Origin of the sequence: Kluyvera intermedia (assembly GCF_034424175.1) — a bacterium.
Lineage (GTDB): Bacteria > Pseudomonadota > Gammaproteobacteria > Enterobacterales > Enterobacteriaceae > Kluyvera > Kluyvera intermedia.
The window spans coordinates 52526-70294 of record NZ_CP139986.1; the positions used below are offsets into that span (position 1 = coordinate 52526).

The 17769-nt window shown below is 53.7% G+C and carries 15 protein-coding genes and 1 pseudogene; 3 read left to right on the forward strand and 13 right to left on the reverse strand.

Annotated features, from left to right (window positions below; all coding sequences use genetic code 11):
• From U0026_RS00255 to U0026_RS00265, 3 genes are all read right to left on the reverse strand, one after another.
• Positions 1 to 3108: an efflux RND transporter permease subunit gene (locus tag U0026_RS00255; RefSeq protein ID WP_062779196.1), complete on the reverse strand. Its 3108-nt coding sequence runs from the start codon at positions 3106 to 3108 to the stop codon at positions 1 to 3.
• Positions 3108 to 4229, reverse strand: a complete 1122-nt coding sequence (locus tag U0026_RS00260; RefSeq protein ID WP_062779193.1) for an efflux RND transporter periplasmic adaptor subunit — start codon at positions 4227 to 4229, stop codon at positions 3108 to 3110. The genes U0026_RS00255 and U0026_RS00260 overlap by 1 nt, the downstream gene beginning before the upstream one ends.
• A 134-nt stretch (positions 4230 to 4363) precedes the next feature.
• On the reverse strand, positions 4364 to 4933 hold the full coding sequence (locus tag U0026_RS00265) for a TetR/AcrR family transcriptional regulator (protein ID WP_062779190.1): 570 nt from the start codon (positions 4931 to 4933) through the stop codon (positions 4364 to 4366).
• Between the two features lie 192 nt (positions 4934 to 5125).
• Between U0026_RS00265 and U0026_RS00270 the strand changes: the two genes are divergently transcribed.
• Positions 5126 to 5542, forward strand: coding sequence for a GNAT family N-acetyltransferase (locus U0026_RS00270; protein ID WP_062779187.1), 417 nt, complete (start codon positions 5126 to 5128; stop codon positions 5540 to 5542).
• Positions 5543 to 5615: 73 nt separating this feature from the next.
• Here U0026_RS00270 and U0026_RS00275 read toward each other — a convergent pair whose 3' ends face one another.
• Positions 5616 to 7130 (reverse strand): MDR family MFS transporter, encoded by a 1515-nt coding sequence (locus U0026_RS00275; protein ID WP_062779184.1) that lies wholly within the window; start codon positions 7128 to 7130, stop codon positions 5616 to 5618.
• Between the two features lie 79 nt (positions 7131 to 7209).
• Here U0026_RS00275 and U0026_RS00280 point away from each other — a divergent pair, with 79 nt between their 5' ends.
• Positions 7210 to 7860 (forward strand): TetR/AcrR family transcriptional regulator, encoded by a 651-nt coding sequence (locus U0026_RS00280; protein WP_062779181.1) that lies wholly within the window; start codon positions 7210 to 7212, stop codon positions 7858 to 7860.
• 49 nt (positions 7861 to 7909) lie between these two features.
• On the opposite strand, the gene U0026_RS00285 is transcribed toward U0026_RS00280, so the two are convergent.
• Positions 7910 to 9307 carry a glycoside hydrolase family 1 protein gene (locus tag U0026_RS00285; protein ID WP_062779178.1) on the reverse strand — a complete coding sequence of 466 codons (1398 nt, stop codon included), beginning with the start codon at positions 9305 to 9307 and terminating at the stop codon, positions 7910 to 7912.
• Between the two features lie 240 nt (positions 9308 to 9547).
• Complete coding sequence (locus U0026_RS00290) at positions 9548 to 9805, reverse strand: hypothetical protein (protein ID WP_126440946.1); 258 nt, start codon at positions 9803 to 9805, stop codon at positions 9548 to 9550.
• Positions 9806 to 9973: 168 nt separating this feature from the next.
• Here U0026_RS00290 and U0026_RS00295 point away from each other — a divergent pair, with 168 nt between their 5' ends.
• Positions 9974 to 10963 (forward strand): lysozyme inhibitor LprI family protein, encoded by a 990-nt coding sequence (locus tag U0026_RS00295; RefSeq protein ID WP_062779205.1) that lies wholly within the window; start codon positions 9974 to 9976, stop codon positions 10961 to 10963.
• 205 nt (positions 10964 to 11168) lie between these two features.
• Here U0026_RS00295 and U0026_RS00300 read toward each other — a convergent pair.
• The 7 genes and pseudogenes from U0026_RS00300 to U0026_RS00330 all read right to left on the reverse strand — a co-directional run bounded on the left by U0026_RS00300 (position 11169) and on the right by U0026_RS00330 (position 17466).
• A pseudogene (locus U0026_RS00300) lies at positions 11169 to 13265 on the reverse strand (flagellar biosynthesis protein FlhA).
• Positions 13252 to 14385 (reverse strand): flagellar biosynthesis protein FlhB, encoded by a 1134-nt coding sequence (gene flhB / locus U0026_RS00305; protein WP_062779175.1) that lies wholly within the window; start codon positions 14383 to 14385, stop codon positions 13252 to 13254. The pseudogene U0026_RS00300 and the gene flhB overlap by 14 nt, the downstream one beginning before the upstream one ends.
• Entirely contained in the window at positions 14385 to 15158 is a 774-nt protein-coding gene (gene fliR / locus U0026_RS00310; protein ID WP_062779172.1) for a flagellar biosynthetic protein FliR, read from the reverse strand. The genes flhB and fliR overlap by 1 nt, the downstream gene beginning before the upstream one ends.
• A gap of 5 nt (positions 15159 to 15163) precedes the next feature.
• On the reverse strand, positions 15164 to 15436 hold the full coding sequence (gene fliQ, locus U0026_RS00315) for a flagellar biosynthesis protein FliQ (RefSeq protein WP_062779169.1): 273 nt from the start codon (positions 15434 to 15436) through the stop codon (positions 15164 to 15166).
• A gap of 2 nt (positions 15437 to 15438) precedes the next feature.
• A complete protein-coding gene (gene fliP, locus U0026_RS00320; protein WP_062779166.1) occupies positions 15439 to 16194 on the reverse strand; it encodes a flagellar type III secretion system pore protein FliP in 756 nt (251 codons plus the stop codon).
• Entirely contained in the window at positions 16191 to 16589 is a 399-nt protein-coding gene (fliN, locus tag U0026_RS00325; protein WP_062779163.1) for a flagellar motor switch protein FliN, read from the reverse strand. The genes fliP and fliN overlap by 4 nt, the downstream gene beginning before the upstream one ends.
• Positions 16582 to 17466 (reverse strand): FliM/FliN family flagellar motor switch protein, encoded by an 885-nt coding sequence (locus tag U0026_RS00330; RefSeq protein ID WP_062779160.1) that lies wholly within the window; start codon positions 17464 to 17466, stop codon positions 16582 to 16584. The genes fliN and U0026_RS00330 overlap by 8 nt, the downstream gene beginning before the upstream one ends.
• Positions 17467 to 17769: the final 303 nt, after the last annotated feature.

Consider the following 17769-nt stretch of genomic DNA (forward strand, 5'->3'; position numbering starts at 1 on the left):
TTACTCCTGACGCGCGCGTTTACCGGCGAACAGACGCTTCACCAGCACAAAGAACAGAGGGACAAAGAAAATAGCCAGCAGGGTTGCCGTCAACGTACCGCCGATAATGCCGGTACCGATAGCGACGCGGCTATTCGCGCCCGCACCGGTAGCGACCGCCAGCGGCATGACGCCTGCGATAAATGCCAGTGATGTCATGATGATAGGGCGCAGGCGGGTTTGTGCCGCCCGCAGCGCCGCCCGCGAAAGTGAGTAGCCTTGCGCCACCGAAGCTTCAGCAAACTCAACGATCAGAATGGCGTTCTTCGACGACAGCCCGATTGTGGTCAACAGCGCGACCTGGAAATAGACGTCGTTGCTCAGACCGCGCATCCACGCTGCCATCGCCGCGCCCAGTAGACCGAGAGGAATGACCATAATCACTGAGAATGGCACCGACCAGCTCTCGTAGAGTGCCGCCAGGCATAGGAAGACCACCAGAATCGACAGCGCATACAGGCTCATCGCCTGACCGCTGGCCAGTTTTTCCTGTAATGACAGGCCGCTCCAGGCCCACGTTGTGCCTGCGGGTAGGCTGTTGGCGAGCGCTTCCATTTTCGCCATCGCTGCACCGGAGCTAAAGCCGCTGGCGTTTTCACCCTGAATTTCATAGGCGGCAGAACCGTTGTAGCGCACCAGGCTTTCCGGGCCGTATTCCCAGCGGGTCGTGGCGAAGGCGGAAAACGGCGTCATGCTACTGTCGCTACCGCGGACGAACCATTTCCCAAGGTCGGACGGCACAGCTCGGGCATCGCTATCGCCCTGGATATAAACCTTTTTCACGCGACCACGGTCGATAAAGTCATTGATGTAGGTTCCGCCCCAGGCGCTGGAGAGCGTGGCGGTTACATCGCTTAATGCCAGCCCCAGCGAGACCGCTTTGTTATTGTCGATATCAACCTGAAGCTGCGGCATTTGCGGCAGATCGTTGGCGCGCACCGCGTGCATTGAAGCATCGCCGTTGGCAGCCTGAATCAGCTGGTTACGCATTTTCAGCAGCGTGTCGCGGTCGGTTGCGCCGTTCGCCATCAGCTCAAAGGTGAAGCCGTTACTTTGTCCCAGACCGTCCACGGCAGGTGGTGTCATGGCGAACAACGTGGCGTCACGAATAGTGCTCAACTCCTGGGTGGCGCGAAGTGCGATCGCCTGGGCGCTATTTTCTTCCCCCGGGCGTTCTGACCAGTTTTTTAATGCCACAAACGCCATCCCCGCGTTCTGTCCGCTACCGCTAAAGCTAAAACCATCGACGGTGAAAATTACGTTGGTGTTGGCTTTCTCTTTGGTCAGGAACCAGTCAATGACCTGCTGGCGTACCTCAGCGGTTCGTGCGGCGGTCGCGCCTGCGGGCAGGGTGTACTGCACCATGACGTCGCCCTGATCTTCCACCGGCAGGAAGCTGCCCGGCAGTTTCCACATCGCCAGCGCCATGCCGCCGCAGATGGCGAGATAAACGGTCATCACCACGCCGTAACGACGCAGCACGTTCATCACCCGATGCTTATAACCGTGCTCCGTGGCGTTATAAAAGCGGTTGAATGCACCGAAGAAGCCTTTTTTATGCGGCGGGGTATGGCGCAAAATTGAGCCGCACAGCGCGGGCGTCAGGGTGAGTGCGACCACCACTGACAGCATCATGGCGGAGATAATGGTGACCGAGAACTGACGGTAAATAACTCCGGTCGAGCCGCCGAAGAAAGCCATTGGCAGAAAGACCGCCGACAGCACCAGTGCGATGGCGATAAGCGCCCCGGAAATCTCCCCCATCGATTTTTCAGTGGCTTCGCGGGCGGGCAGCCCTTCGTCACGCATAATACGCTCGACGTTTTCCACCACCACGATGGCGTCATCGACCAGAAGCCCTATTGCCAGCACCATCGCAAACAGCGTCAGCGTGTTGATGGAGTAACCAAAAAGCGCCAGCACGCCAAATGTGCCGAGCAGGACGACCGGCACCGCCAGCGCGGGAATCAACGTGGCGCGGATATTTTGCAAGAACAGATACATCACGCAGACCACCAGTGCGATAGCCTCAAATAGTGTTTTCACCACGTCCTCAACGGAAATTTTGATGAATTCTGTACTGTCTTTCGGGAAGGCGACGTCGTAGCCCTGCGGCATGTTGCGCTGGAACTCTGCGATTTTATCCTTCACGCGGGTGGCGGTATCCAGCGCGTTTGCGCCCGGCGCCAGCATCACTGCAACGCCTGCGGCCGGATGACCGTTCAGATTGGCGGTAGCGGTGTAATCTTCGCTGCCCATCTCAACGCGCGCCACGTCCCCAATCCGCACCACCGCGCCGTTTGACTGGCTTTTGACGATGATATTTTTGAACTGCTCAACGGTTTGTAGCCGCGACTGCGCACGTACCGTTGCCGTCAGCTGTTGGGTATTGGGCGACGGCAAAGCGCCAATTTTCCCCGCAGAAACCTGCACGTTCTGCGCTTCAATGGCCGTTTGTACATCGGATGGCATCAGCGAGTAGGAGGACAGCTTCGCCGGGTCTAGCCAGATACGCATCGCGTATTCCGCGCCAAATACCTGTAGGGAGCCGACGCCTTCAATACGCGCCATCGGGTCTTGCATGTTGCTCACCAGCCAGTCGGCAATATCCGAGCTGGTGGCTTTGTTAGTGGTATCAAAGACCGCCATGATAAGCAGGAAGCTGCTCTGGGATTTCACCACCGTCACGCCCGCCTGCTGAACTTCGCTTGGCAAGCGTGATTCCGCCTGCTGCACTTTATTCTGCACCTGTACCTGTGCGGTATCCGGGTCGGTTCCCTGCTCAAAGGTGACGTTAATACTCACTGAACCATCTGAGCTGCTGGTTGAGGAGAAGTAAAGCAGGTTATCCAGCCCGGTAAGCTGCTGCTCAATCACCTGGGTGACGCTGTTTTCCAGCGTATCGGCGGAGGCTCCGGTGTAGGAGGCAGAGATCTGAATCGTCGGCGGCGCAACGTCCGGGTACTGCGCGACGGGCAGCGTTTGGATCGCCAGCATCCCGGCGAGCATAATCAATATGGCGATCACCCAGGCAAAGACCGGGCGGCGCACGAAGAAGCGGGAAAACATCAGGCTTTGCCTCCGTTTTTCTGCACGGTAACCGGGTTGACCGTCTGCCCAACGGTGACTTTATCGGTGCCTTCAACAATCAACCGGTCGCCGTTCGCAAGCCCGCGTTGCACCAGCCACTTATCGCCGTAGGTGCCGTCGGTTTCCAGCGTGCGCTGTTCAACTTTGTTATCCGCGCCAACAATCATCGCGGTGGCATTGCCCTTCACATCGCGAGTGACGCCCTGCTGCGGCGCCAGAATTGCATCGCTCATTACCCCTTCATCAATGCGTGCGCGAACAAACATACCGGGCAGCAGTTGCTGTTGTGGATTCGGGAATACGGCGCGAAGGGTGACCGAGCCGGTAGACTCATCAACCGCGACTTCAGTAAGCGTCAGGCGGCCTTTCTCGCTGTAGGTGCTACCGTCTTCCAGCGTGAGAGTGACGCCAAGGGTGTCGCTGTTGGTGGCGAGCGACTGTTTACGCAGGCGCAGTAAATCGACGCTGGAACGGGTGAGATCGACGTAAATCGTTTCCAGCCCGCGAATGGTCGCGAGCGCGGTATCCTGTTGGGCGGTAACCAATGCCCCTGGCGTGACGGACGAAATCCCAATGCGCCCGTCAATTGGCGCGGTGACGGTGGTCCAGTTGAGGTTAATGCGCGCGCTTTCCTGTGCCGCTTTTTTTGACTCGACGCTGGCTTTATCCTGCGCGCAGGTTGACTGTGCGTCGTCCGCATCCTGGCGGGACACGCCATTATCTTTCACCAGCAACGCGTAGCGCTGTGCTTTCTGACAGTCGGCGACGACCAGAGCCTGCGCCTGTTTTAAGGCGGCGGCCGCTTCGTTGTAGGTGGCGCGAAAACTGGCGGGATCAATCTGATACAGCGCTTGCCCGGCTTTCACGTTATCGCCTTCATTAAAAAGCCGTTTCTGGACGATACCGGATACCTGCGGGCGTACTTCTGCGCTTAGCGCCGCGGTGGTGCGTCCGGTGAGATCGCTGACGATAGAAACGGGTTGGCTTTTTAATGTGACGATGCCGACCTCCTGAGCTGGACGTTCCGGGGAGGCGGTAGGAGCATTATCGCATCCGCTCAGGAGAAATAATGCAGCGATGGTGGTTGTGATGTGTTTCATATTTTTCTCGGGGTGAACGACGTCCTCCTCGCGAATTAAGGCGAGGATCATTAGGGTGAAGAAATCCGCGTCTCTGGAAGGCCAGAAACGACAAAAGGGGGAAAAATATTCCCCTGATGATTAAGTGGTATTAATTACTTTGGCAATACGAGCATATTAATGATGTCCTGATAGATTTTTTCCATCTCTTCTGATGCTACCTGCTGCGGGATTTGACGACGATAAATCGTTCCTTCAACCATCACCGCCATTACCTCAACGCAGCAGCGAATACGCGTTTCACTAAGATGTGGATACGCCTTACGCAGATGGTCACAGGCGTTGTCGAACATCCGTTCATCGGCTTCTTTTAACCAGGCAGCGACCTGTGGATTGCGGCTGGCTTCGGCGGACATTTCCAGCATCAGCGCATCGTCGTCTTCATTCAGCGTCACGCGCCACGCCAGCATATGCGGCATCAGATGGGTCTGCGTTTTGCCTTCCATTTCGGCAATACGATGATCGATGACCCGACGGATAAGCGCTTCGATAATGGCGTCTTTGTTACTGAATTCACGGTAGATTTGCCCGACGCTCAGTTTCGCTTCGGCGGCAATTTTTGACATGCTGGCGGCGTGAAAACCGCTTTGACGAAAACAGCGACGGGCAGCGGTCAGGATGTCGTCCTGACGGGCTTTTTGTCGGGCTTCCAGTTTGCTGCTCATTGCGTATCTCCGCCGTGTTGAATGTTGAGAATGATCGTTCTCATTTTTCGTCAATTATACGTTTTCAGGCGTCTTTGAAAAGTATTATCTGGAATATTTCTGACGCTGCTTTTTCTCGCAGAAAATAGTGGAGGAAATAAGGATTTTCTGTGAAATTAAATTGTGGATAGCACGAAATTAAGCGGGTAAACGATGGAATTATTAATTAAAGATATAATAACCGAAGATGACAAAGCAGAACTTCTGACCGGACTGCGCGCTTATAACCGCCAGTTTGTCGATGCCGCTAGCTGGGGCGATATCTGCGTTTATCTCCGCGATGAACAGGGTGTGATGCGCGGTGGCTTGATTGGGCAACGCAAGGGCGACTGGTTAAGCATCGACTATCTGTGGGTCTGTGAAACCGTACGCGGTGAGGGGGCGGGTAGCCAGCTTATCAAAAACGCAGAGGGCGTCGCGCGGGAGAAAGGGTGTCGGCATGCGCTGGTGGATACCATCAGCTTCCAGGCCCTGCCGTTTTATCAAAAACAGGGCTATCAGTTGGTGAACACGCTGGAAGATTTTCCGTTAGTGGGGATGGCGCGGCATTATCTTACTAAAGAGCTTTAAGGGATGGCTGCTTTGCCTTATCCGGCCTACGGAATCGAGTAGGCCAGATAAGCGCAGCGCTATCCGGCACCCTCTACTCATGCCGCGTTTTCAGCGGCGCTTCCTGCAACAGCCACGACAGCACGAACGCCACCACCATAATGCAGGCCGCCATAATAAATGCCGCGTGGATCGCCGCACCAAAGGCATCGAGATAGTCGGTGCGAATCATCTCAGGAAGCTGATGAATGGCGACCGGATTCATTCCCTTCGGCATTCCTACCCCTTCAGGCAGCAGGCTGGTGAGCCGCGATTGCAGCACCGAGGTGAAGACCGCGCCAAACAGCGCCACGCCGATCGACCCGCCAATTGAGCGGAACAGCGTTACCCCGGACGTGGCTACCCCATAGAGGTTGGCGCTCACCGTGTTTTGCACAGCCAGCACCAGCACCTGCATAACCATCCCCAGCCCCATGCCCAACACGCCGGTGAACAGGTACAGCTGCCAGGTTGGCGAGTCGATGGTAATGCGCGTTAGCAGCACCATCCCAATGAAGCCCATTAAGGTGCCGACAATCGGATAGATACGGTACTTTCCGGTGCGGCTAATGGCGCGCCCGCTGATAATCGAGGTCAGCAGCAGCCCGCCCATCAGCGGAATCAACTGTAGCCCGGCTTCGGTCGGCGTGGCATTTTTCACTACCTGCAAATAAAGCGGCAGGAAGGTGACCGACCCAAACAGCGACATACCGATGATAAAGCCAATCAGGCTGCATAACAGGAAGCTGCGGTTGCGGAACAGTGACAGTGGAATAATCGGCTCCCACGCCCGTTTTTCTTCGTAGATAAACCCGGCAATGCCAATCAAACCAAAGGCCAGAATGCACCACAACTGCGGGTCGCTCCACTCGCGCACCGTGCCGCCTTCAGTGGTGAACAGGATGATGCACACCAGTGCCATGGTCAGGTATAGCGCGCCCAGCCAGTCAATTTCATGCTGGCTGCGCTTGTTACTGGAGTGGAATACCGCGCCGATAACAAACAGCGCGAACAGCCCCAGCGGCAGGTTGATGTAGAAAATCCAGCGCCAGGAGGCGTGCTGCACGATAAAGCCGCCGATAAGCGGGCCAATTACCGTTGCCAGGCCAAACACTGCGCCGAATAGCCCCTGGTAGCGCCCACGTTCAGCGGGTGGGATCACATCGGCGACGGCCGCCATACTAATCACCATCAGCCCGCCGCCGCCCAGCCCTTGCAGAGCGCGCATCAGCACCAGTTGGGTCATATTCTGCGCCAGTCCGCACAGCGCGGAGCCGACGAGGAACAGCACGATAGCGATTTGCAGCACCCGTTTGCGGCCAAACAGATCGCCAAACTTACCGTACAGCGGTACAACGATAGTGGAGGTGAGGATATAGGCCGTCACCACCCACGAGAGTTTGTCGAGACCGCCCAACTCACCGACAATGGTCGGCAGCGCGGTCGAGACGATAGTCTGGTCGAGTGCGGAGAGCAGCATCACTAACAGCAGCGCGCTGAACAACAGACGGATGGAGGTGACCCCCGTCTGCTGCGGTGGCTGCGCGTTCGTCGATATTTCGGACGCCATTATGTTCTCGCTTGAAATTAATTAAATGTATAATTAATATTTATTGAAGATCATTCAGAGGTCAAGAGATCCCGTCACTATGCCAGCACAAAAAGACCCTCTTCAGCCGCGTAAACCTGGGCGTCCACGTGGCAACAAGCCTAATGCCGACAATCGTGAACAGTTGATTGGTATCGCGCTGCGGCTGTTTTCCCAGCAGGGGATTGCCCGCACTTCACTAAACGCCATCGCCCGTGAAGCAGGCGTCACGCCAGCAATGTTGCATTATTATTTTAATTCACGAGAGCAATTGCTCGATGTGATGATCGAAGAGCGATTTTTGCCGCTACGCGCCGAAATTACCCGCGTGTTTGGCGAATATCCCGATTCCCCGGTGAAGGCGTTAAGCGAGATGGTGAAGACGCTGGCCAGCATTGCCGCGCAGCATGAGTGGTTTGCGCCGCTGTGGATGCAGGAGGTGATTGGCGAAATGCCGATATTGCGCCAGCATCTGCATGCCCGTTTTGGCGAGGAGAAATATCACGCCACGCTGGCGATGGTGAAACGCTGGCAGGAAGAGGGCAAGGTGAACCCGAATCTGACGGCGGAGCTGTTGTTTACGACGTTACTGAGCCTGGTGCTGGTGCCGTTCTCGCGGATGCGCAATGACGAGCGGCTAATGATGCTGACGCCGGAGGTTATCGTCAGCAATGCGTTGGCAGTGCTGTTGCAAGGGATTAGGCCAATATAGTTACGGTTTGCTCCCTCTCCCTTTTGAAGGGAGAGGGGACCGATAGGTGTTACTTGATGCTGAACTGATTATTTTCCGCCAGTTCCTTAAACCATAACCCATTGCGCTTAATCTGCCGCGCCCCGGTGTCGAGGTCGAGGCGATAAAAGCCATAACGACGCTTAAATGAGTTGAGCCAGGACCAGTTGTCGATAAACGTCCACTGGTGCACACCAAAGCAATTCGCTCCGTCGGCAATCGCACGGTGCAGCTGCACCAGATGCTCCTCCATCAGCCCAATACGAAAACCATCTTCAATCACGCCGCTTTCCTGCACTGGCCCTTCAGATTCCAGATCCATCGCAATGCCAATTTCGGCGAGATACCACTTAATATTGCCGTAATTGTCGCGGATATTGGCGGCAATATCGTAAATCGCCTGCGGGTGAATTTCGTTGTTATCACGATACGGGTTGAAGCGACCGTTCGGATCAACGTAGTTCTCGAAATAATACTCAGGTGAGAAATAGTCGAGGGTATACGGCGTCTCGCGCGCCTGAACGCGGCGTGGCACATAGTAGTTCACGCCGAGGAAATCGATCTGCGAATCGGTGATGAGATCCACCTCATCTTTGGTCGTTTCCGGTAAACAGTTATGCAGCGCCAGCAGTTCGCACAGCTCTTTTGGGAACTGATGTTTCACCAGCGGGTCGAGGAAACTGCGGTTAAACAGCAGGTCGGCATACCATGCCGCTTTCTTATCCTCCACCGAGTCGCTGCGGGTATAGGACGGCGTCAGGTTAAGCACCACGCCAATCTCGCCCGGCAGATTTTGCTCGCGGTAGCACTGTACCGCTTTGGCATGCGCCAACATGATGTTGAATGCCACCTGTGATGCCAGCTTGCCATCTTTTTTGCACGGATAGTGGAAGTCATACAGATAGCCGCCTTCCACCGGCACAATCGGCTCGTTGAAGGTTATCCAGTATTTGATTTTGTGGCCGAACAGGCGAAACGCCGTGGCGGCAAAACGGGCGAACAGATCGGTAACGTGTTTGGACTCAAAGCCCCCATAGCGCTTTTGTAACGCTTCTGGCATATCGAAATGGTAGAGATTGATCATTGGCTCGATGCCGTTTGCAATCATCTCGTCAAAGTAATCGTGATAAAACTGGACCGCATCGGCGTTTGGCTCGCCGGTTTCCAGATTGTCAATCAGCCGTGACCACTGAATCGAGGTACGAAACGAGTTAAAGCCGATGTTTTTCATCAGAGCAACATCTTCTTTGTAGCGATTTAGTGTGTTGCATACCGTCTGTGGGCCAATCCCATTGTAGAAACGTTCCGGCTGCTCGGCGTGCCAGCTGTCCCAGATAGAGCGGTGCGGCTTGCCTTGTGCGCCTTCGGTTTGCGGGCCAGAGGCAGCCGCGCCCCAGAAGAAATTTTGCGGGAACGTGTAGGTGGTCATGGGATCTCCTGAATAAACAAAAAAACGGCGTCGTGCACGGCGCAGAAAAAAGATGATTCATCTTCGCTGGTTAGCGGTTTTTTGTCCGCGCGCGCGATCACCGTTTACGGGCTTGCTTTCAGGTCCGAGAGCAGACTATTACGCTACTAAAAAATGAGATACGCGGTAAGAGATATTATTCTTACCGCGATGAGTACAGGACGTTAAATTAATTTTCAGTAGTGAATCATTAGTTAAATATTAGATCTCAGCTTCCTGATTCAAGTCATACTGAATTAACGACCATGTTGCGGGTTTACCTTGATAATAAGGCATAACGTCGCCTCTACGTAGGCTGACAACGGCTGAAACTGCCGCGCTCGAAAGTTGCCAATGCCCGCCTTGTGGGCTGTATTGTCCGCTTTCACGGGTAATGCCCAGCGGTTTACGTTCGGTGTTTTCCAAAGATGTGATCGAAGAAAGTGCCGAAAGCGTGTAATTGATACTATCTATCTTCATAACCGGATAATCCAAAAGAATGAACACTCAGCCTACAAGCGACAATATTTGTTGATAACTTAAACCGGTTGTAAATTATTTGTGTGGTGAATTATTTAAGGTGATTTATTGCAATAAGTTATGGTTTTAGCCAAAATACCGTTCTCTTCTGCACAAAAAGTATCCTTAATGATTAAGCGCCTGATTCATTTATTGATTATTGCGATGGCCTTGACTGCTTCCAGCGCCTTTGCTGTGAATTGCCAGCGCGCGTCAACGCCGCTTGAAAACACCATTTGTAATAACGACAACCTGAACTGGCTGGATGACACCATGTCGAACGTCTACCGTGCGATGCTGGTCTACCGCGATGCACGCATTGTGCACGCCGAGTACGTCGCGTGGGAAAAGTCGTTGGATGAGTGTTCATCAAATGATTGCATTGAGCGCGCCTACTATGCCGGAATCAGCAAAATAGCCGAAGTCGAGTCCGATTTTGAGTGGGATGGGCGTTGGTGGAACACCAGTTCGGCCAATATGAGCGGCGGACGGGTGCAGTTCAGCCATAGCGCAGATTGGTCAATTACTGCCGATATTCGTATCTGGGCAGGGATAAATAAGGATGAGTTTACCGCCGAGGCGCGCAAGGTATATGGCATGGTGCTGATTGACGATATGGTCGATAGCAAGCAGTGTAAGGTGTTGTTTATTCCGCGTAAAAGTGGAGCCATACAGGCCTACAGCAATGCAGGTTGGGGCTGTCGTCTATCGATGCCAAACGGCGCGTTTATTGATGGCCGCTATTTGAAGTCAGATACCGACCCGCGACCTAAAGCGACACTCCAGTCGCTGAAAATTTTTGCCGATACGAAAATGGACGAACGTTTTCGCGCGCTGGTTGGCGATGATTATCAGAAGTTTGTCGACACGGCGAATATTTATATCTACACCGAGGATATCGATAACGTGGGGGCGACGGTGGTATCAATGTGGGTTCGAGGTGCTGCCAACACCCGCACAGCCATTGTGATGTACACCGGCGGCAATATCTGGGCGGCGCGGATCCAGCCTGACAGCAAAGGTAAGCTGGTGTTTTCCTATTTCAGCACGCTGGGGAATGATGCGGCGCTGATGCCGCGCACTATCGCTGAATGGAAATTGCGCTATTTAGATCAGTAGATACTGTGAGCATTGACAACATGCAGGCCTGATAAGCTACGCGCCATCAGGCATAACCGCGCACATTGCCGGATGGTGGCTTTGCCTTTTCCTGCCTACGTCCACAGGTAGCCCGGCCAAGCGAAGCGCCGCCGGGATTAGTTCCCGAGTCTCCCCGGAGTCGGTGCTTGCGCACCTCGTCCGGGCTACAAATGCCTCGGGTGGGCTACGCTAATGTCCCCACCACATTCAAATCGGCGTCGTCCGGCACTTCATTGTATGACAGTACATGCAGCCCGCTGGCAAACAGTCTTCCATAGCGTGAAATTACCGGGCGCAGTTGTGGCGTTACCAACAACAGCGGCGGTAAGCTTTTCGCTTTCATCTGCTCGTAAATCATCGGCATCGTATTTTGCAATTGGGTCAGAATATTAGGGTCGACCGGGAAGCTATCCAGCGTCACTTTACCGGCCTGCTGTGCCTGATTGAGCGCACCCAGCAGCATATTTTCCAGCTGATTATCCATGGTATAAGCCGCCAACTGTGGGCGATCTCCGTTGATGTTATGCACAATGGCTCGACGCAGCGCGTAGCGCACGTCTGCCGTTAGCAGCACCGGGTCTTTGGTCACCGCCGAACTTTCCAGCAGCGTGGAGGCTATGGTTACGATATCTTTCAACGACACCTGTTCCAGCAGCAGTTGGCGATAAATACGCAGCAGCTGACTGTAGTTGAGCGCCGCGTTTAAATCTTCCGCCAGCTTCGGTGCCTGGAGCGCCAGACGAGCATGCAGATGCGTAATATCGTCGTAGTTAAACAGGTCTGGTAAGTGTTCGCGGGCGACCTTATTGACGTGGGTGGCCACCACGCTTGCGCAGTCCACCACCTGATAGCCAAGGTTCAGCGCCTTGGCTTTTTGCTCCTGGTCAATCCATACAATCGCCATGCCGTAGGCCGGGTCGGTATCCAGCACGCCATCAATTTCACCGTACAGTTCGGTGCCGGGGATCGCCATCAGCTTCTCGGCATTCACCTCGCCTAACGCGGTACGAATACCGTTGATATGAATCGCATATTGCGCGGGCTTGAGGCGGAAATTCTCCCGGATACGGATCTCTGGCAACAGCACGCCGCACAGCTCTGAAATGACCTGACGCACCCCGCGCACGCGCAGGGATAGCGGGCTGCCTTTCGCTTCATCGACCATCGTCACCAGCTTGTAGCCGAGGTTCAGGCCAATGGGTTCGACTAGCGGAATGCTGTCCCAGGTGATCGCAGGCGTCGCGTCCGGGGCTAACGCCTCGCTTATCGCCTCCATGTCGGTTTCTTGTGGTGCCGGTTGTACGGCCTTGCTTTGTCGCCAGGCCGCAAACAGCAGCAGGGCGGTAAAGCTCAGGAAGGCGATGTGCGGCATGCCCGGAACCACCGCAAGGACGAACATCACGAAGGCGGCGGTATACAGAATTTTCGGCTTGGAGAGTAGCTGGGTTTTGATTTCGTCGCTGACATCGGTGCCTTCGCTAACGCGAGTGACGATAATCGCCGCGGCGGTTGCCAGCAGCAGTGACGGAATCTGTGCAACCAGACCATCACCGATGGTCAGCAGTACGTACTGGCGGAAAGCATGACCGGCATCGAGATCGTATTTGAAGATACCGATACAGATACCGCCTATCACGTTGATGATAAGCACCATGATCCCGGCAACGGCATCACCACGGACAAACTTTGACGCGCCGTCCATTGAGCCATAGAAATCGGCCTCTTTAGCCACTTCCTGGCGGCGAGTACGCGCCTGCTACTGGTTAATCAGACCGGCGTTAAGATCGGCATCGATAGCCATCTGTTTACCCGGCAGGGCGTCCAGCGTAAAGCGTGCCGAGACTTCGGAGATACGTTCCGCACCCTTGGTGACCACCACGAAGTTGATGATCATCAGGATGATAAACACCACGAAGCCCACGACAAAATCGCCGCCAATCACTACCTGACCGAAGGCTTCGATAACCTTACCGGCGGCCCCCTCGCCTTCATGCCCTTTTAGTAACACCACGCGCGTGGAAGCGACGTTAAGCGTCAATCGCATCAGCGTGGTTATCAACAGCAGCGTCGGGAAGATAGCAAAGTCCAGCGGACGCTGCATATTGACCGCGACCAGCAGCACGATAACCGCCAGTACGATGTTGAAGGTAAAAAGAATGTCCAGCATCAGCGGCGACAGCGGCAGAATAACCATCGCCAGCACGCAGAGAAGCAGGATAGGTACAGCAATCTGCCCCTTGCGGAGCACGCTGAGCGCGTTGCGCATCTTACTGTTCGCCATTGGCTTTTAATACCTCTTGAGGAATGTCTATATGCCTGTTCAGGCGGGGTTTTTGCTCGGCGCGGCCTTCACGCCAGGATTTAAGCTGCATCACGTAAGTCAGCACGTGAGCGATGGCGCGAAATAGTTGCGCCGGGATTTGTTGATTAACGCGAGTGGTGTAATACACCGCTCGCGCCAGCGGTGGAAACTCCACCACTTCGATGTTATGGCTGGCACCCACTTCACGGATCCACAGCGCCACGTCATCAATCCCTTTGGCGACGATATAGGGCGCTTCCGCCTTGTTTGGGTCGTACTTCAACGCCACGGCGTAGTGGGTGGGGTTGGTGATGATGACGTCGGCTTCCGGTACGGTGCGCGATATTTGCCCCATCGCCATCTGGCGCTGCAACTGGCGGATACGGCCTTTAATCTGCGGGTTCCCGTCGTTGTTTTTATGCTCTTCTTTCACCTCTTGCTTGGTCATGCGCATTTTCTTGGTGAACATAAATTTGCTCAGCGGCACATCTAGCAGGGCGAAAATAACGATAACGGCGACAAAGTAGCTGATAACGTGATGGAAAATGGCAAAACCGTGACCAATGGCCTGGTAAAGATACAGCCGCTGGAGGTGCAGCAGGCTGTCCATCTGGTCATGCACCATCGTGTAGATAACGGCGAGGATCGTCGCACATTTCAACATCATCTTGCCGACTTCGGTGTAATGGCTGGCGGAGAACATGCGTTTTACACCGCTAATCGGGCTGAGCTTCTTGAAGTCTGGTTTTAGCTTATTGGGGGTAAAAATCCAGCCGCCAGGCACCAGGCTTGCCACAATGCAAGCGAGAGGAATTGGCACCAGCGTGGCGATAAAACGCAGCAATACCCACAGATTCAGACGCAAAAACTGGTTCAGTACGTTGGGATTATCCAGATCTCGCGCCAGCGTACTCGCGGCGGTAAATGACTCGCCAATTAACTGCTGGTAGTAGGGCAGGAAGGTCGCCAGAGTGAAGAACGAGGCCACCAAACCGACCGCCATGGTCAAATCTTTTGAACGGGGAATGTCCCCTTTTTCCCGCGCTTTGCGCAGCTTCCCGGCTGTGGGTTTTTCGCTTTTATCGCCGCTGCTGGCCATTACTGCACCCTCACGGCATCAAGCTTCGCCAGAACTTCATTGGTTAAATGGAGATAGTGCTCAGGAATGTTGGTGACCAGCATCGAAATACACAGCAGGCCAAACAGCATGCTGATGGGGAAACCCAGTGAAAACAGGTTCAGCGTCGGTGACACGCGGTTAAGCAGGCCGAATCCCCCCTGCACAATCAGCATCACAAAAGTGGTGGGTAAGGCAATCAGCGTCGCGGAGGCCATAATCCAGCCGAGCCCTTGAATGATTAATAATAATGTCGGCTGATTAATTGCCTGACCGATTGGCCAGTAGCTAAAGCCTTTAAACAGAATGGTCACCAGCAGCAGATGCCCATCCATAATGAAAAATAGCAGAGCGCAGAAGACATAAATAATCTGCGAAATCACCGTGGTGGAGCTGCCGTTAACCGGGTCATTCATCATCGCCATACCCAGCCCCATATTCATCGACAGAATATTTCCCGCCGTTTGCAGCGCGACAAACACCAGCTGGAGCGCGGTGGCAAACAAAAATCCCCACAGCAGTTGTTCACCAATCAGCAAAATGGCGCGCAGGGAGATAAGTTCGGTTAGCACCACGTTATTGGGCAACATGGGAGTAATAATGATGGACAGCGCAATGGCGAAGCCGACTTTGATACGGCGTGAGAAGACGCGGTTATCCAGCACCGGAACAAACTGCAGGAATGCCAGGATGCGAAAGAAAGGCAGCACCAGGGCTAAAATGGGCGTCCAAAGCGCCTGAATATCGATTCCCATATGGCTTAACCGACCAGCGCCGCCGCCTGATGAAAAATCTGCACGGTAAAGTCGACCAGTTGCGTCAGCATCCACTTTCCGGCAAAAATCAGCACCCCTAACGTGACGACCAGACGCGGCAGGAAACTCAGCGTCTGTTCGTTAATCTGGGTGGTGGCCTGGAAAATACTCACGCACAGGCCGACCAGCAGGCTGGGGATAATCGCCACGGCGGAGATCATCAGCACCAGGTGAATACCCGATGCCATGATGTCACCGGCGGTGTCCATATTCATCATCGCTATATTCCCTGTACGCTGGCGGTGAGCGTGCCGACAATCAGCGTCCAGCCGTCGCACAGCACGAACAGCATCAGCTTAAACGGCAGTGAGACAATAAGCGGTGACAACATCATCATCCCCATCGCCATCAGGATACTGGCGACGATCAGGTCGATAACCAGAAATGGAATGTAGATCATAAAGCCAATCTGGAAGGCGGTTTTCAGCTCGCTCAGTAGATAGGCGGGGGTCACGATGGTCAGATCCTGCTCGCGTGCGTCGCCTTCAATGCCGGCGATACTCATTATCTGTGCCATCGCTTTATTACTGGTCTGGGCCAGCATGTATTTCTTCAGTGGCGCTTCCGCTTTCACCAGCGCCTGCTTAAGGGTTATCTGGTCGTTCTGGAATGGCTCTACCGCATCGGCGTAAATCGTCGTCCACACCGGGCGCATCACCAGCAGCGTGAGCGCCAGCGCAATCCCGGTAAGGATTTTATTAGGCGGGCTTTGTTGCAGACCCAGCGCCTGACGCAGGATCGCCAGTACGATAATAAAGCGGGTGAAGCAGGTCATCATCAGCATCATCACCGGCAGCAGGCCGAGCAGAGTCATCAGGATCAGGATTTCAATTTTGACGTTGTAATCCTGGCCTGCGCCGCTTGCGGTGGTGCTAAAGAGCGTGATGTCGCCGTTCGCTGCCAGTACGGGCTGGGCGAACAACAGGCCGATGAGCAGCAACAGTGAAAAACTGCTGCGGTAGAGCGTGCGGTTCATCGGGTCAGCTCACCCAGCTCTTTGGCGTTGAACTCGATGATGCGCAGGCCGTACTTGTCGTTTAAGACAACCACCTCTGCTTTACCAAAGGCAATGCCGTTGACTTTAATATCCAGCGGTTCACCGGCCATTTTATCCAGCTCGATGACAGAATCGCTGTTCACCGCCATCAGTTCAGCCAGCGAAATATCGACGGAAGAGACTTCCAACGTCAGCGTCACAGGGATACGGCTAAACAGCGCCATGCGACGAACGTCGGTCAGCGGTGTGTTACGCATTTCTGGCTGCAAATCGAGGCGGATATTGCCCTCAACGGTCTCGTCCTGTGTCATATCACTGAGGTTCAGGTCGTCCAGATCCAGGGACTGGCTCAGCTCATGTTGCAAATCACTCATATTGCTTCTCGGTTGTCTTATCATGGATATCGCACAAGAAAAGCTTGCTGCGATCTTCGGCGATAGCGGCTTCAAAAATCTGTTCTTTACCGATAAAGACCGGTAAAGGTTCATTAATTGCGATAGGGATAATGTCCCCAGGTTTGATGTCAGCAATCTGCGCGACGGTCAGATTCAGGCTGGCCAGGCGGCCGGTAAGCGTCAACGGCAGACTGTCGAACAGGCGTTCGATTTGCCCGGTGCTTAAGGTTGTGCTCTTTTCAATGTCGCGTTCATGGGCATCCGGCGTGCGTAAAGTCGCCAGCATCTGGTCAACATGGTGGTTGTCGAGCAGGATGGAAAAGCTGCCGTTGCTGTACCCTTCGAGCGTAAAGGTGATACACCACGCCCACTGACTGATGACCGTGGAATAATCGACTTTAATATCCAGGTCTTCACCAAAGGTCTCTTTGCAAATAGCCAGTGAGGTGAGCTCCTGGCCCAACTTACTTTTTAGACGTTCTTCTGTTTTGGTGATCGGTAGTGATACATCAGGCTCAATTTGGCTGCTGTCTTTGCTCAGACCATAATAATCATGAAGAATATTTAACAATAAAATACGGTCGATAACAAAAGCGATATTGCCATAAGGTGTTGAGAATATTTGGGCATTTTTATAATGCTGGTCGATAGCAAAGCTCATAGATTCTAACGCGGCGTTAACACGTAGCTTCTTCAGAAAGTAAATGCTCAGACGTGCATCAAGGATATCAAAATTATCGTTCATTAACTTAGGCAGTTTATGCCATGGACGACCGAGTTTGCTGACATCGAGTTTTACCAGATCGGGAAGATTATCCTGATGATGGATTCTGATTCTCTGTGAAGCAGGGTACATGATTATTCCGCTTTGCTATAAATGCCTGATGAGACTATTGCCCGTGCTTTTTGTTAACGGACAATGGGCACGAAATTATTTCCTGGTTGCATTTGAGTTTTGAGAATGTTGTGACGCTTTACCTCAGCATCGAAGATTCCCCGATGACAAAAAACTCGCACACCTTTTTATTCAGGGTGTGGATTAAACCTTTATACTCTTTTTATTGCAATAGAATTTCGTTTATTAATCCATTATTTTTCCGCTATCTCGCAGATTAATATCAATCTTAAATTGTTGATTTTTATGAATTAATGTTTTAAT

What these genes read in the sequence shown, in the direction of transcription:
- U0026_RS00255 (WP_062779196.1), bottom strand. Translation starts at nt 3,108, where the DNA reads ATGTTTTCCCGCTTCTTCGTGCGCCGCCCGGTCTTTGCCTGGGTGATC.
- U0026_RS00285 (WP_062779178.1), bottom strand. Translation starts at nt 9,307, where the DNA reads ATGACCACCTACACGTTCCCGCAAAATTTCTTCTGGGGCGCGGCTGCC.
- U0026_RS00290 (WP_126440946.1), bottom strand. Translation starts at nt 9,805, where the DNA reads ATGAAGATAGATAGTATCAATTACACGCTTTCGGCACTTTCTTCGATC.
- U0026_RS00295 (WP_062779205.1), top strand. Translation starts at nt 9,974, where the DNA reads ATGATTAAGCGCCTGATTCATTTATTGATTATTGCGATGGCCTTGACT.
- flhB (WP_062779175.1), bottom strand. Translation starts at nt 14,385, where the DNA reads ATGGCCAGCAGCGGCGATAAAAGCGAAAAACCCACAGCCGGGAAGCTG.
- U0026_RS00265 (WP_062779190.1), bottom strand. Translation starts at nt 4,933, where the DNA reads ATGAGCAGCAAACTGGAAGCCCGACAAAAAGCCCGTCAGGACGACATC.
- fliQ (WP_062779169.1), bottom strand. Translation starts at nt 15,436, where the DNA reads ATGATGAATATGGACACCGCCGGTGACATCATGGCATCGGGTATTCAC.
- fliP (WP_062779166.1), bottom strand. Translation starts at nt 16,194, where the DNA reads ATGAACCGCACGCTCTACCGCAGCAGTTTTTCACTGTTGCTGCTCATC.
- U0026_RS00270 (WP_062779187.1), top strand. Translation starts at nt 5,126, where the DNA reads ATGGAATTATTAATTAAAGATATAATAACCGAAGATGACAAAGCAGAA.
- U0026_RS00330 (WP_062779160.1), bottom strand. Translation starts at nt 17,466, where the DNA reads ATGTACCCTGCTTCACAGAGAATCAGAATCCATCATCAGGATAATCTT.
- fliN (WP_062779163.1), bottom strand. Translation starts at nt 16,589, where the DNA reads ATGAGTGATTTGCAACATGAGCTGAGCCAGTCCCTGGATCTGGACGAC.
- U0026_RS00260 (WP_062779193.1), bottom strand. Translation starts at nt 4,229, where the DNA reads ATGAAACACATCACAACCACCATCGCTGCATTATTTCTCCTGAGCGGA.
- U0026_RS00280 (WP_062779181.1), top strand. Translation starts at nt 7,210, where the DNA reads ATGCCAGCACAAAAAGACCCTCTTCAGCCGCGTAAACCTGGGCGTCCA.
- fliR (WP_062779172.1), bottom strand. Translation starts at nt 15,158, where the DNA reads ATGGGAATCGATATTCAGGCGCTTTGGACGCCCATTTTAGCCCTGGTG.
- U0026_RS00275 (WP_062779184.1), bottom strand. Translation starts at nt 7,130, where the DNA reads ATGGCGTCCGAAATATCGACGAACGCGCAGCCACCGCAGCAGACGGGG.